This window comes from Cryobacterium sp. Y57 (assembly GCF_002929505.1).
In the GTDB taxonomy this organism is placed as follows: domain Bacteria; phylum Actinomycetota; class Actinomycetes; order Actinomycetales; family Microbacteriaceae; genus Cryobacterium.
Genome location: NZ_PJJL01000051.1, coordinates 17,490 through 30,175, shown reverse-complemented (window position 1 = coordinate 30,175; position 12,686 = coordinate 17,490). Strand labels below are relative to the sequence as shown.

The following is a 12,686-nucleotide window of genomic DNA, read 5'->3' as shown; positions in this document are numbered from 1 at the left end:
AGGCACCATTGATGCGTGAGCCACGCGAGATGGTGTCTACTACGTTGTGTGGTGCTTTGGCGCGTTTCCTAATGCCTTATCTGGCCTTGCCCCCGGTTAGTGGACACGGGTTAAGCGGCGAGTTGAACTTGCGCGGTCTCTAACGAGTATTGCAGTTCGAAGGCGGCAGGTCAGACGTCTCCGATCGAGGAGTGCCGGCGCCGGCGGTTGTATCGGTCCTCGATCCAGGCGCCAACACGCTGGCCCGCTCGCCAGCTTCTTCGCTCGAGATGCCTCGCCCGACGAGGTCCCAGAATTCCTGCCGGTGCTCCCGACGCCACTCCGGCGGTCGGCCCGGCGATCGCATCGGTTCCCGCCCCAGTTGTGTGGCCATCCAACCTTTTGAACGTCCCATAACCCACCTCCATATTTGAGGTGTTGCTTCCACCGGCTGAATCTGTCTTGGGTGCCGCGGTCACTGTGGAAGATGACCTGCGCCGGCCTGTCCCCGCGCAGCGTCATGGCCATCACGAGGGCGTCCTCGATCAGATCGGTCCGCATGTGGTCGGCGATGGCCCAGCCGATGACCCGGCGGCTGTGCGCGTCGATCACTGTCGCCAAGTAGACCCATCCCTCCCAGGTCCTCAGATAGGTGATGTCGCCGACCCAGACCTGGTTGAGGGCCCCGGTGTCCCATTTTCGTTTGACGGCGTCGACGGGGTAAGCGTCGGCGTGGTCGATGATCGTGGTGGTCCGCCATTTTTTGGGGCAGATGCCCACCAGTCCGAGGCGTTTCATGGTCTTGGCGACGGTCTTGCGCGAGATGGTCTCCCCGTCGGCGCGGAGGTCGGCGAGGATTCTCGGCGATCCATAAACTTCGTCGGAGTCGCCGTGGAACCACGCCACTTTCTGCTCGATGTTCTCCCGCCGAATGGCACGGTCCGATGGCGTCCGGTTGAGCCAGACGTAGTATCCCGAGCGGGACACCTCGAGCAGGCGAACGATGCGGGTGATGGTGAAGTTGGTCTTCTCCGCCAGCATCAGTTCGAACGCTTTGCGCTCGTATCCGATGCTTCCTGGGCGAAGAAGATGGACGCTTTTTTTAGAAACGCCCGGTCCAGTTTCAGGTCCGCGTTTTCTTTACGCAGCCGGAGCAACTCGGCCCGTTCGGACTCGGTGACCGCGGTATCGCCGGTGTCGTTTCGGGCCTTGAACGCGCTCACCCACCGCCGCAGCGAAGCCTCGTTAATGCCGAGTTCGCGGGCGACTGTCGCGACTGCCCGGCCGGTGTTGATCACCAGCTTCACTGCCTCGTCTTTGTGCTCAGGAGTGAACTCCCTGCGTGTGTTTCCCATGTGAACATTCTCTCTTGTGAGGTGTCCAGTCAACGGGGGCAGAGCCAGGAAGCGTTCCGCGGCGCGGGCTTGGGCCCAGCCGTCGCGGGTGACGAGCTGGACGAGTTTCAGGCGTCCCTCGGGCGTCAGGTGCGCGTTGGCGTGAGTAACGTAAGAGATGAGGGCCTCCGTGGCATCGGCTTGAGCGTGGTAACCCAATCGATACCGGAGGTCCTCACCTTTTTACTCCAGCCACGCGGCATACAACCACCGTGAGAACAACACCTAGACCCTATTGTTGCGACGCTGCAGCATTCGGTGCAGGCCACCCCCGAGCGCGCCGATAAACATGAAGATTGAACCGATGACGAACAGCCAGACCGCAAGCGTATAGAAGTGGTTAAAGGCTTTGAAGAAAAGCACAGAGCCCACGACGAACAACAGGTTGCCGCTGATGCCTATGGTGGTGTGGATCTGTTCGTAATCTTGGATGAGGGTGCGAATCATGAGGAGATTCCTTCAGTTTTTTTCATGGGCGATGACAACCCGATTGTGCTGACCTATTCCTGCGGCGGAACGCTCTCGAGAGCGTTGTGGAGACGCCGGTTGTTGTGCCAGTCGAGCCGGCCGAAGGTAAGCTCCCCGACATCAGGCAAGGACTTCAAATCAACCCTCTTGAATGGCGATCCTTTGGCCGCGACCGCGTTTCATAGTGCCCAACCACGGTCTCGTCTCCCAACGTGACAGTGTTCGATAATTGCCTGCATTCGCTCAGGATACTCGCGTCGGGGCTGGCAATTTAATCGTTTTAGTTGCTATGCCTGAGCGCACCTGTTAGTCCTGATATGGCTGGCACGATTGATTCTGGTCGCTGCTGTTACAAGCGGGAAGAGAGTGGTCATGATGCGCGAGAACCCTCCGGTGAACGAACCTCAAGACAGCGACATTGAAGTCGGGAAGCCTAAGGACTGGGCCGCTGGGATGCCCGGTGTGCTGCACTCAATGATTCCGGCGATCAAGGATATGGGCGTGGATCGAACGCGAAAGACGATGCTGTCTCTGAACCAGAAGGACGGCTTCGATTGCATGAGCTGTGCGTGGCCGGATCCTGATCATCGCAAGGCATTCGAGTTCTGCGAAAACGGCGCCAAGGCCGTCACCTGGGAAGCGACGCCCATTGTCGTGTCCTCCAGTTTTTGGGCCGAGCATTCGGTCAGCGACCTGCTCACGCGTTCGGAGTATTGGCTGGGCACGCAGGGACGCCTGACTAAACCTGTCTATAAGCCAGCCGGTGAGGACCACTACCGGCCTATCAGCTGGGACAAGGCATTGGCCATCATCGGCAACAAGCTCAACAGCCTCGAGTCCCCCAATGACGCTGTCTTTTACACCAGCGGTCGCGCGTCCAACGAGGCCGCCTTCGCGTATCAGCTTTTCGCCCGCGGCTACGGGACGAATAACCTGCCCGACTGCTCCAATATGTGCCACGAATCAACCGGTCGGGCCTTGGACCCGACCATTGGAATTGGCAAGTCCACGATCGCCTACGATGATTTCGGCAAGGCCGATCTGATCATTATCATGGGTCAGAATCCGGGAACCAACAGTCCCCGCATGCTCACTGCTCTCGAGGAAGCCAAGGACAACGGCGCGGAAATTGTCGCCGTAAATCCCCTGCCGGAAGCGGGACTGAGAAGATACAAGAACCCGCAGCAGGTCAAGGGCATCATCGGCCACGGGACTGAGATTGCCGATCAGTTCATTCAGATCCGGCTGGGCGGGGACATGGCCCTGTTACAGGCCGTCTCCAAAAGGGTGCTCGATGCTGAGGCCGAAAACCCGGGAACAGTTCTGGACCGCCAATTCCTTGACGAGCACTGTGAAGGGCTGGAGGAGTTCACACTGCACCTCGCGGAGCTGGACGAGGGTGCAGTCCTGGAGGCGACTGGCCTGCGCATAGACGAGATCGATGAGTTGGCGGCCCGATACCTGAAAGCTGAGAGGGTCATCATCACCTGGGCGATGGGGATAACCCAGCACAAGAAAGCGGTCGCCACGATCAAGGAGATCATCAACCTGCTTCTGCTGCGCGGAAACATCGGCAAGCCGGGCGCTGGCGCTTGCCCGATCCGAGGCCACAGCAATGTCCAGGGCGACAGGACCATGGGTATCTGGGAGCAAATGCCACAGTCATTCATGGACGCACTCGGCAAGGAATTCGGCTTCGAGCCGCCAATTGATCATGGAGTGGACGCGGTCAAGACAATCCAGTCCATGCGTGACGGCGGCATCAAATTTTTCATGGCATTGGGAGGCAACCTGGTCGGGGCGATCGCGGATACCAATGCCGCCGAAGCCGCGATGCACGGCACGGACATGACCGTCCAGATCTCCACCAAACTGAACCGCTCCCACGCGGTCGTGGGCAAGGAAGCGCTTATTCTTCCGACCATGGGCCGCACCGAGGTCGACCGACAGGCATCGGGAGAGCAATTCGTGTCGGTCGAAGACACGGTCTGTGCGGTGCATCCCTCCTTCGGCGTGATTGAACCGGTTGCACCTGGCCTGCTTTCCGAGGTTGCCATTATCTCCCGCTTGGCACGGGCGACGATCGGGGAGAAGACCAACGCTGATTGGCCTGGATTCGAGAAAGACTACGATCTGATCCGCGAACACATCTCGCACGTGGTGGAAGGATGCCAGGACTACAACATAAAAATCCGGAAGGATGGCGGCTTTGTGTTGCCGAACGGACCGCGAGACTCGCGCACTTTCCACACGCCCACGGGCAAGGCCATGATCACTGTCAACGGGCTTGAGTTTATTGGCCGGCCGGCCGCGACCTTGATCCTGCAGACTATGCGATCCCATGACCAGTTCAACACCACCATTTACGGTTTCGACGACCGTTACCGGGGCATCAAGAAAGGCCGGCATGTGGTCTTCGTGAATCCGGAAGACCTCGCTGAACTGAGCTTGGAGGACGGCCAGCAGGTGGACATTCACGGCGTGCACGATGATGGCGCGCAGCGAGTACTGCGCAATTACCGTGTGGTTGCCTATCCCAGCGCCCGTGGGTGCGCTGCCACGTACTTTCCCGAGGCGAACGTTCTTGTTCCCCTGGACAAAGTAGCCGACGACAGCAACACACCGGTATCCAAGGCCGTCATCGTCAGGCTGGAACCTGCTCAGAAGCAGGAGTCCCCGGTCAAGTCCTTTTGAGTGGTGTTTCGGTTTCCCTGTGATCCCTCGGCTGATTAGGCGCTGAGGGCAGAGATCTCGATAGCCACCTCCTCGGGCGTAACGGTCCCGACGGCCTGAGATTTGGCCAGGGCATCGAGGCCGAGATAGCGGCGGGACTCGACCCATTCATCGTCTTGCTCGGCAAGGACAGCTCCCACGAGACGGATGATCGAGTCCCGGTTAGGGAAGATCCCGACGACATCGGTCTGGCGCCTGATCTCCCTATTCAAGCGCTCGTTCGGGTTGTTCGACCAGATCTGTTTCCAGAGCTCTTTCGGGAACACTGTGAACGCGAGAATGTCGGCCCTGGCCGCGTCGAGATGCGCACGCTTTCGGGAGCTTGTGTTCCAATGCGTCCAGGACCCGGTCGAACTGGGCATTCACTGCGTCTGCATCGGGCTGGTCATAAACGGTATGCAGCAGCGTCTTCACTCACGGCCGCGAGCTCTTCGGTGTCGCTGACATCAGGTTCGCCGAGTAGTGCATTTGGCACCGCTGCCACGCAGCCCCGGGCAGGGTCGCCGCGGTCGCGGCGACCAGGCCGACGTGGGCGTCAGAGATGACGAGCTTGACACCGGTGAGGCCCCGGGCGGTGAGGTCGCGGAAGAACTCAGACCAGCCCGCGCCGTCCTCGCTGGAAGCGACCTGGAGGCCCAGGATCTCGCGGTGGCCATCGGCGTTAACGCCGGTAGCGACCATCACGGACACGTTCACGGCCCGGCCGCCTTCTCGAACTTTCATCGCGAGGGCGTCGGCGGCGACGAACATGTAGGGGCCGCCGTCCAGGGGGCGGGTTCGGAAGTCGGCGACGTGGTCGTCGAGTTCTTTCGACATCTCCGAGACTTGAGATTTAGAGAGGTGGATGATGCCGAGGGTCTCGACGAGTTTCTCCATCCGCCGGGTCGAGACGCCTAACAGGTAGCAGGTCGCGACGACGGTTGTCAGGGACCACCGGCGGACGCTCGTGCCGAATACGGCTGAGCGACTGGGGCGGTGACGACTTGGCGACGGGAAGAGCGGGAGGTTCGACAGCGACTGACGATCGCACATTCGTTGCTCTCAAACCCATCAGATCGACAGTGAGGTACCAGCTGCCGCTGCGAGGGACGGTGAGACGGAAAGGTGACGTCTTTACCAGGCCCCCGAAGTGTTTGTGCGCTCGGCCGTTTTTGTAAGAGGTGAAGTTTGAACTGTCCAGAAGGCGAACATTGGCCGCTGTGGTCAACGTGACAACGACCGTGGCGCCCTTGTCCAGACGATTCCAGTGGTGCTTCGTAAATGGCAAACCTGACATTGCGCCCCCGCATCTGGTGGTCTCGATCTTGAGTCCCCGTGACTACATCGAACCATGGACCACTGACCCAGCAGTTCCGAGTCAATTAACCCGACGCTGGCGGGCCTACCAGTCGAGAGCTCCTGAGAGCCTGTCGTGTGAGCGCCATCACCCAACCTGGCGCCGTAACCTTTGCGTAACTTAGGGTAAATGACGGGATAAGTGACGGGATAAGTGACGTATTTGATCCTTCGCAAGCCGAAGCTAGGTCTGTCACGTATTCGAACGTATAGATGACGCGTGTCGAACATGGGTTGAGTGCCCGTTAGTCGAACGACGAGCGGGCGCGTTAAAGCGTGATTCCGCTCAAGTCGATTCGCTGAGCAAGTCGATTCGCTGAGCAAGTCGCCTACGAGTGGAACGCTAACCGGGTGCGAACCCGGAACCGGTGAGCGTCCATAAAGGCGCGCCGACGGCAGCCACGACAAGCACGATCACAAGGATCCGTAATGCTTTATCGCGGCGTTTGGGTTGAAGTACCGCGCCGGTGACCAACAGCGTCACAAACAGAGCAACGAGGAAGGCGCTGCCAAGAAGTGCGGGACCCGAGCGTGCATCAGGAGCGCAGCTTGGCGGCGCGGGGTAAATTGCGGGGCAAATAGTGGGTAACGATTGGGCTATCCAGATCAGCAAAATAGAGACGACGGCGATCACGGCAGGCGGCACCGTCCAACGCCATAAAGCTCGCGCTTTAGCCTGTTCATCCGGTTTGGTCGTCATGGGCTCAGAGTAACGGGGAATTACGCTGGCCTGTTGTTCGTGAAAGCTGGATAAAGCACCGCCCGTAACGCGAACCCTATGCGGGACGAGTTGAGCTGAGGAGCTGACCCTCTTGTTTCGAGGTCATCGCCTAATTCAGTGGGCTAATGGCGTGAAGGTTTCTGGACAGTTGCCGAGCCATCCCCAGTGTTTGGCAGGCCAGCTCACCACGACAGCGCGGCCGACGACGCTGCTGATGGGGACGAAGCCTCCTCCCGGCGAGCCGTTGAGGTGGTGGAAGGCTGAGTCGGCTGAGTTGTATCGGTTGTCGCCCATCACCCATAGTTTTCCGTCGGGCACAGTGACCGTAAACGGACTCTTGGTTGCCTGGGATTGACCGTCGGGAACCTGGATGTACGGCTCGTCGATGGGGAGATCGTTGACGGTGAGCTGCCCGGCTGCGGTGCAACAGACCACAGTGTCTCCGGGAAGGCCGATGACCCTTTTGACGAGGTGATTATTGCTGTCGGCGGTACTCAGCTCCACAGCCGTGAGCGCGGCGTCTAGTGCACTGAGAAGATTCAGCGGCACGGGTTCCTGTGGTGGGAGCCAATTTCCCGGGTCGGTGAAGACGACGACGTCGCCGTGTTCAATCGGGATCAGGTTGGGAACGAGTTCATTCACAATGATCCGGTCATTGATCAGGAGCGTGTTCTCCATCGAGGAGGAGGGGATGTAGAACGAACGAACGACAAAAGTTTTGAGAAGCGCTGAGATCAGAATCGCGATGACCACGATGACGACGATGTCCCGCACGAACTTTAAAGCAGGCGACCCGACCCCGGTCCGCCGCCGCGTAGAACGTGTGGCGTTGTCGGCTGGCATCATTCCCTGATCCTAAGGCAGTCATTCAAGCTGGTATTGATCGGCCGACCCGAGCGGGCACTCGAACGCAATTCACTCACCTTCCCCGTCGCCATAAGGGGAACTGCGGATTCAACCGGTCGTCGCAACGATGGTCCCGGAATGGCCGCACGACACACTTCCCGAGGAAGGAATCAACGACTCAATTCGAGCTCACTGGTTATCCGACAGCACAGCATCACGCGTCATGCGGAAAATGATGCCAAGCGAACAGACCAGCAATAGGGAGACACGCTCCTGCTGGGTTCGGTGCCCGGCACGCTCAATGGCCCAACTCAGTGTTGCTCGTGGTTCGGAAGGACAAGGTCTGACAGCGGATTGCTGTCAACCTGAGCTGGCACGAAGTCAACATTGTGCTCGCCGTGCGGCTGAGCGTGCTTGCCCGCCTCGGTCGCAGCGAGGGCGGGAGTGATCAGAGCGCCGACGACGATGCCCCCGGCGGTGAGGGCCAGCAGGTAGCGGCCGGCACTCGGCAAGGCGGGTGCGGGAGTCGCGGCATCCGTTGCTCTGGATGGCCGCAGGTGCAAGCTCAGCACGGCCACGGCAAACAACTCGAAGATGGTCGCGATGGCCAGCGGAATCAGAGGAAGAAAGGATGCCAGCCAGGCTTTGTCGAACAGGGTCGCGGCAACGACGAGTATGCCCCAGACGATCACCGGGCCGATGGCGGCGATTCGTGCGGCGGATGCGCCGATCAAACGGTCTTTCGCGAAGGTAAGAATGCCCCAGCCGAACTCGGTGACTCCGAGTCCGACCAGGACGATCGCTACGGGCAAAGGAGAGCTGACGACCATTGCCAGGTGAATCAAACCAGCACCGATTGCGGCGAAACCGAGGTAGGTGCGCATGATCTGTGACATGGTCGCTTTCCCCTGCCGTGTTGTGATTCCGGTGTTGGTGGTGCTTATGCGACCGAGGTGCGCACGTTCTTGTCGACACCGAGACCGACGGCAAGCAGAACCGCGGCGCTTGCGAAGTGCAGTACGTTGTCAGCGGCGTTGATAGCGAGAATATTTGCGGGTGATCCGACGAGAAACAGTCCGACGATGCCGAGCAGCAGGTATGCCGCACCGACGGTGATGTTGGCACCCTTTGCCGCCCGCACGCTGGACAGACCCCCGATCAGCAGGGCACCACCAATGAGAAGGTGAGCGACATTGTGGAAGATGTTTACTTCGAACAGGCCGAGAAGCAAGCCTCCCTCGGTATCAAAGAAGTCAACGCCTCCTGTGACGGTAAATCCAAGCAGACCAACGAGAAGATAGACCGCGCCGAAAACAATAGCCAGCAAACGGTTTGGGGACTTCGTCATAATGTAATGCCTCCTAAGTATTTCCCGCCGGATGTCGTCCTAATACATCATTCGGACAGGGAACCAAGGTGGAGTGGTGGACCTTGGCAGCTAGAGCCGGTCTCTTAATGCTTTTGAGCCAAATGATGATGGTCCGCACGACGACTCCGCCGCGGTAAGTAAAGGCGAGTTTGTCGTAACGGGTCACGACGCCACGCCACTGCTTGATATCATAAAGAACCCTTCCACAAGGTTGCAGCGTTTGTAAAGCTCCCGGTCAAAGGACGGCGAACGCCCGCCTCTGCTACCGCCGATTCTGACGCGTCACTACCGGCTCGCGATCTGGTCCGCCAGCTTAGGAATGACCGCCCGGATGCCGCGATCGCAGAGAAGCTTACGGATCGCCTTGGAGGAATACGCCTCATCGCCCACTTCGTGCGGCGCGCCTCGCCTTCAACAATTCCGACTGAGTCAGCCAGCTAACGAAACACGAGACCACCGCGCTGTAGCCTTGCCCCCGGTTAGTGGACACGGGTTAAGCGGCGAGTTGAACTTCCGCGGTGTCTGACGAGTATTGCAGTTCGAAGTCAACTGGGCTGAGCGGAAAGTTTCTTCTCGATGCTCAAGAACGAGCGTGTTTACCGCACTGCGTATGCCACGAAATCACAAGCTCGAAGCGACGTCATTCGCTATGTCAAAGGGTTCTACAACAGTCGTCGCCGGCACTCCGCGCTCGGTTACCGCCGGCCTAATGACGTCCACTTTTGTTATCAACAGCCAGCATTGGCAGCGTAGAAGAATCCACTAATTCCGCTGTCCGAAATGCCCGCGGCAGGTCACTTCTCATGTCCGCCGACAGTGTCGTTGGTAGCCAGCAGTCGGCTCGGCGTTAAGGTCTGCTGTACGTCATCGCCCTGTCATGAAATCGCCGAGTTCCGAGTCTGAGGACGCTCATATACTGCTTGCATGCCCTCATCTGCTCTTCACGACGACACAGCTGTAGCGCAGCCGTTCATTCCACTGGATCGGACGGCCGCAGAGCTGTTGGCGCGTACCCTGCGTGCTGTGGCGGACCCCACCTGACTTCAGCTGCTGAGTATGATCGCAGGTGCGGAATCGGGTGAGGTGACTGTGGGGGACCTAGCGACAACGTTGAGACACCTCCGTCTCGGAGCGGGCATCTTTGCCGGAGCGAGCATCCTGATCGGTGGTGCTGCTGCTGCTGCTGCCGCAGGCCTGTTGACCATGCCCGGCGCACAAGAGGTCACCGAATTTGGTGCATCCGTGGTGAAAACGGCGACGGGAACAGACACTGTCCAGCTGGACGCTGTGCCTGACGGGGCAACAGGTGTTTTCGTTTCCCTGACCTGTCTGACTCCGGGAACGTTCACCTTTGAGGACGGCGCAAGCATCGGCTGCACCATGGACGACGTCGGTCAAGCCACCGGCGGTGGCAGCTACACGCTGACTCTCTCGCCGGGACAGCAGTCCATCACCATCACGACCCCACTAGAATCCAGCTGGACTATTACCGCGACGTCCGTCAGCGAGCGGACCACAGAGTGGGCCGTTAACGACAACGGCGAGACGTATGGCGCGCTGAACGAAGGCGGTGAGCCTGACTTGATTGCAGTCATCGCGACAAATGGAAACGAAGGCTTTGTTCATGCTGGGGAACTTGCCCACGCAGACGGAAGCGAACAAGCAGCAACCTTCACGTCCCCGGAGCAAGCACTCGCGTGGCAAGACTCAATGGCGGGGAAAAACGTTTCGGTCCCCGTCTATCAAAACGATGGCGAAACTCGCATTGGAGAGTTCACAATCCAATACTGAAATGAGGAAATGGCCGACTAGCCATCGATGGCTACTCCAGTCACAGAACTGGGCCCGCATGGGAACCTTGAGTGGGACAGCTACGTTCCGGTAGCGGATCGTTCTAGGGAAGCGGTGCCGCGCCGGAATGAGCCCGGAATCGTCTGTGGTGTTCGCATCCCTCGTCAGGAATGCGACGTGTCGCTTCTGCCGTGCGCGAATAACCCGAAAGGAACTGTTGGCGGTCTCAGCGGGCACTTCGAAGTGCTTATGTGCCAGCCCGGCCCGAAGAACTGCGTCGGATGGCCCGAGTTGGCGGGTAACGAATTCGGGCTGAGAAGGCTATTCCTTGTCGCCGGTCCGCACGTCCGGTGCGCGAAAGTGCGGCTGCCGTTACCGGAAGGGAACGGGTATGTGTGCGGTCTTTTCCCACGAGAATCGGACCGTGTGCCCGTCGGTGTGATCGCGAATCGCGGCCTCCAGCTGCTCTCGCGCCCCTCCCGCCCCCGATACGGCATAGTTGTCACAGATCGTGTTTTCGCGATCGGGGGCGATTGACGAACCAAAGGGGAACCATGTCACGGCACACCAAGACGGCCACACTCATCGCGCTGGTCGTGATTGCCGCTCTCAGCGGATGCTCCGCGTCCGCTCCGTCCCCCGAGCCCACCGCCACCGCGGCCCAACCCGACTTCGTGACTCCCGTCGAGCCGGCCTGGACCGCAGATGTCGATCTGGTCGGGCAGCCGATTTACCAGGACGGTTTCGTTGCCTCTTATGTGGCCGCCCCGGATGGCGCGCTCAACGTGGTCGCCTGGAACGCCGAGACCGGCGCCGAAATCTGGCGCGACGTCGCGGCCGTCGGCTCCGCCACGCAGGGTGTTGTCGTGAGTTTGGCCGGTCTGGAGTCGGGTGACAAGTCCTTCGTCACGTATCTGAGTGCGCCGATCGGCGACGACGACGGATGGCGCGAGCTGGTCATCGCAGAAATCGCCACCGGCATCCCCACCGCCATCTCGAACGATCTGGTTTGGGCGACGAGACGCCCCTCACCGTGCGCCGACGAGATCGCGGTCTGCTTCACCGGCTTCATCGCGGAACCTTACAACGAGGACCGGGCGAACTTTCGTCTCGACCCCAAGGTCGGCACGATCGTGGCCGACACCGACGTCGTCATTCCCGCCAACGCGCGCATGCTCAACGATCGCCTGTTCTCCACCGGCGACCGCGCACCCGACGGCGCGGAGCAACTTGGCTCCAGCGCAAATGGCAGCACAACGTGGCTGCGCCCCTACAGCGACATCTTCGCCGAGGGCTATTCGAGCGACGCCGGCTGGAGTTGGGATCTCTCCGGAACGGATGCCGCGGTGGTGGGTATCGCCAGCTACTTCGACACCGCCCGGCTCGCCACCGGTGCCGGTGTCATCGACAAGACGCAAACCGCTGCCGTCGGCCTCGACCCCGCGACGGGAGTGACGCTGTGGAAGCTTGAAGGCGCCACCATCTGTGCCGCGTCCACGATCGCTCCCGAACTCCTCGATGACATCACCCCGCTGTGTCGATACAACTCCGGCACGACGACCATTACGCTGGGTGCCGACGGTCTCAACCTCGAGTCGACCCGAACCGACTTCGACATCGACCTGCTCGGCGTCGACCCGATCTCCGGTGAGGTGCAGTGGACGGTGCCGTTAGGCAGCGCCAGTACCGAGTTGGCAGAAACCGATGTCCTTTTCGAAACCAGATCGGCCGTCCGTCCGGTCGACGTATTGGGCACGGTGAGCCTGGTCAACGCCTTGACCGGCGAGGTCACCGACCTGCCCAGCGGCGCGATCTTCGCCTGCCTGGACTACCGTGACGGGTTCCAGGCGCCGCAGAATGGCACCGGCGAGATACTCGCCTACAGCGCTGGACGCGACGTCTTCGCGTGCTCGAGCGACCAAACCCCGACTGGCGGAACCGCGTTCTCGGCGGCCGCCGTGCGCATGGGCGGCGTCGAAGCCGGCGAGAACTCCTACGTGATCGGCGGAGCGTCGGGTCTCGCACTTTACACCCTCACCGACTGACCCAG

At 60.2% G+C, this 12,686-nt stretch carries 11 protein-coding genes and 3 pseudogenes; 4 read left to right on the top strand and 10 right to left on the bottom strand.

What is annotated here, in order from left to right; genetic code table 11:
• Positions 1-96 precede the first annotated feature (96 nt).
• The 4 genes and pseudogenes from CXY72_RS03215 to CXY72_RS03200 form a co-directional block, all read right to left on the bottom strand.
• Positions 97-1,023 carry an IS3 family transposase gene (locus CXY72_RS03215; RefSeq protein WP_233197630.1) on the bottom strand — a complete coding sequence of 309 codons (927 nt, stop codon included), beginning with the start codon at positions 1,021-1,023 and terminating at the stop codon, positions 97-99.
• Positions 1,020-1,334, bottom strand: a complete 315-nt coding sequence (locus CXY72_RS03210; RefSeq protein WP_104126271.1) for a transposase — start codon at positions 1,332-1,334, stop codon at positions 1,020-1,022. The genes CXY72_RS03215 and CXY72_RS03210 overlap by 4 nt, the downstream gene beginning before the upstream one ends.
• A gap of 36 nt (positions 1,335-1,370) precedes the next feature.
• Positions 1,371-1,493: pseudogene (locus CXY72_RS19945) on the bottom strand (IS481 family transposase); the annotation flags it as partial.
• A 105-nt stretch (positions 1,494-1,598) separates the two neighbouring features.
• Complete coding sequence (locus tag CXY72_RS03200) at positions 1,599-1,820, bottom strand: YrhK family protein (RefSeq protein ID WP_104126269.1); 222 nt, start codon at positions 1,818-1,820, stop codon at positions 1,599-1,601.
• A gap of 393 nt (positions 1,821-2,213) precedes the next feature.
• On the opposite strand from CXY72_RS03200, the gene CXY72_RS03195 reads away from it, so the two are divergent.
• Positions 2,214-4,535, top strand: a complete 2,322-nt coding sequence (locus CXY72_RS03195) for an FdhF/YdeP family oxidoreductase (protein ID WP_104126289.1) — start codon at positions 2,214-2,216, stop codon at positions 4,533-4,535.
• A gap of 35 nt (positions 4,536-4,570) precedes the next feature.
• Here the strand turns inward: CXY72_RS03195 and CXY72_RS03190 are convergent.
• The 6 genes and pseudogenes from CXY72_RS03190 to CXY72_RS03170 form a co-directional block, all read right to left on the bottom strand.
• Positions 4,571-5,504, bottom strand: a pseudogene (locus CXY72_RS03190) (IS256 family transposase); the annotation flags it as partial.
• The gene (locus CXY72_RS20520; protein WP_104126288.1) at positions 5,407-5,850 is read right to left on the bottom strand and encodes a DUF1883 domain-containing protein; all 444 of its coding nucleotides are present in this window, start codon (positions 5,848-5,850) and stop codon (positions 5,407-5,409) included. The pseudogene CXY72_RS03190 and the gene CXY72_RS20520, both read right to left, overlap by 98 nt.
• Positions 5,851-6,252: 402 nt before the next feature.
• Positions 6,253-6,609, bottom strand: coding sequence for a hypothetical protein (locus CXY72_RS19145; RefSeq protein ID WP_146071034.1), 357 nt, complete (start codon positions 6,607-6,609; stop codon positions 6,253-6,255).
• A gap of 135 nt (positions 6,610-6,744) precedes the next feature.
• A complete protein-coding gene (gene lepB / locus CXY72_RS03180) occupies positions 6,745-7,476 on the bottom strand; it encodes a signal peptidase I (protein WP_104126268.1) in 732 nt (243 codons plus the stop codon).
• Between the two features lie 311 nt (positions 7,477-7,787).
• Positions 7,788-8,372 carry a hypothetical protein gene (locus tag CXY72_RS03175; protein ID WP_104126267.1) on the bottom strand — a complete coding sequence of 195 codons (585 nt, stop codon included), beginning with the start codon at positions 8,370-8,372 and terminating at the stop codon, positions 7,788-7,790.
• Positions 8,373-8,416: 44 nt separating this feature from the next.
• Positions 8,417-8,824 carry a DUF4383 domain-containing protein gene (locus CXY72_RS03170; RefSeq protein ID WP_104126266.1) on the bottom strand — a complete coding sequence of 136 codons (408 nt, stop codon included), beginning with the start codon at positions 8,822-8,824 and terminating at the stop codon, positions 8,417-8,419.
• Positions 8,825-9,403: 579 nt separating this feature from the next.
• Between CXY72_RS03170 and CXY72_RS03165 the strand changes: the two are divergent.
• From CXY72_RS03165 to CXY72_RS03155, 3 genes and pseudogenes are all read left to right on the top strand, one after another.
• Positions 9,404-9,598: pseudogene (locus CXY72_RS03165) on the top strand (IS3 family transposase); the annotation flags it as partial.
• Between the two features lie 450 nt (positions 9,599-10,048).
• Positions 10,049-10,636 (top strand): hypothetical protein, encoded by a 588-nt coding sequence (locus tag CXY72_RS03160; RefSeq protein ID WP_146071033.1) that lies wholly within the window; start codon positions 10,049-10,051, stop codon positions 10,634-10,636.
• A gap of 554 nt (positions 10,637-11,190) precedes the next feature.
• Complete coding sequence (locus tag CXY72_RS03155) at positions 11,191-12,681, top strand: hypothetical protein (protein ID WP_104126264.1); 1,491 nt, start codon at positions 11,191-11,193, stop codon at positions 12,679-12,681.
• The last annotated feature ends 5 nt before the right edge of the window (positions 12,682-12,686 follow it).

What these genes read in the sequence shown, in the direction of transcription:
- CXY72_RS03210 (WP_104126271.1), bottom strand. Translation starts at nt 1,334, where the DNA reads ATGGGAAACACACGCAGGGAGTTCACTCCTGAGCACAAAGACGAGGCA.
- CXY72_RS03200 (WP_104126269.1), bottom strand. Translation starts at nt 1,820, where the DNA reads ATGATTCGCACCCTCATCCAAGATTACGAACAGATCCACACCACCATA.
- CXY72_RS03195 (WP_104126289.1), top strand. Translation starts at nt 2,214, where the DNA reads ATGATGCGCGAGAACCCTCCGGTGAACGAACCTCAAGACAGCGACATT.
- CXY72_RS20520 (WP_104126288.1), bottom strand. Translation starts at nt 5,850, where the DNA reads ATGTCAGGTTTGCCATTTACGAAGCACCACTGGAATCGTCTGGACAAG.
- CXY72_RS19145 (WP_146071034.1), bottom strand. Translation starts at nt 6,609, where the DNA reads ATGACGACCAAACCGGATGAACAGGCTAAAGCGCGAGCTTTATGGCGT.
- lepB (WP_104126268.1), bottom strand. Translation starts at nt 7,476, where the DNA reads ATGATGCCAGCCGACAACGCCACACGTTCTACGCGGCGGCGGACCGGG.
- CXY72_RS03175 (WP_104126267.1), bottom strand. Translation starts at nt 8,372, where the DNA reads ATGTCACAGATCATGCGCACCTACCTCGGTTTCGCCGCAATCGGTGCT.
- CXY72_RS03170 (WP_104126266.1), bottom strand. Translation starts at nt 8,824, where the DNA reads ATGACGAAGTCCCCAAACCGTTTGCTGGCTATTGTTTTCGGCGCGGTC.
- CXY72_RS03160 (WP_146071033.1), top strand. Translation starts at nt 10,049, where the DNA reads ATGCCCGGCGCACAAGAGGTCACCGAATTTGGTGCATCCGTGGTGAAA.
- CXY72_RS03155 (WP_104126264.1), top strand. Translation starts at nt 11,191, where the DNA reads ATGTCACGGCACACCAAGACGGCCACACTCATCGCGCTGGTCGTGATT.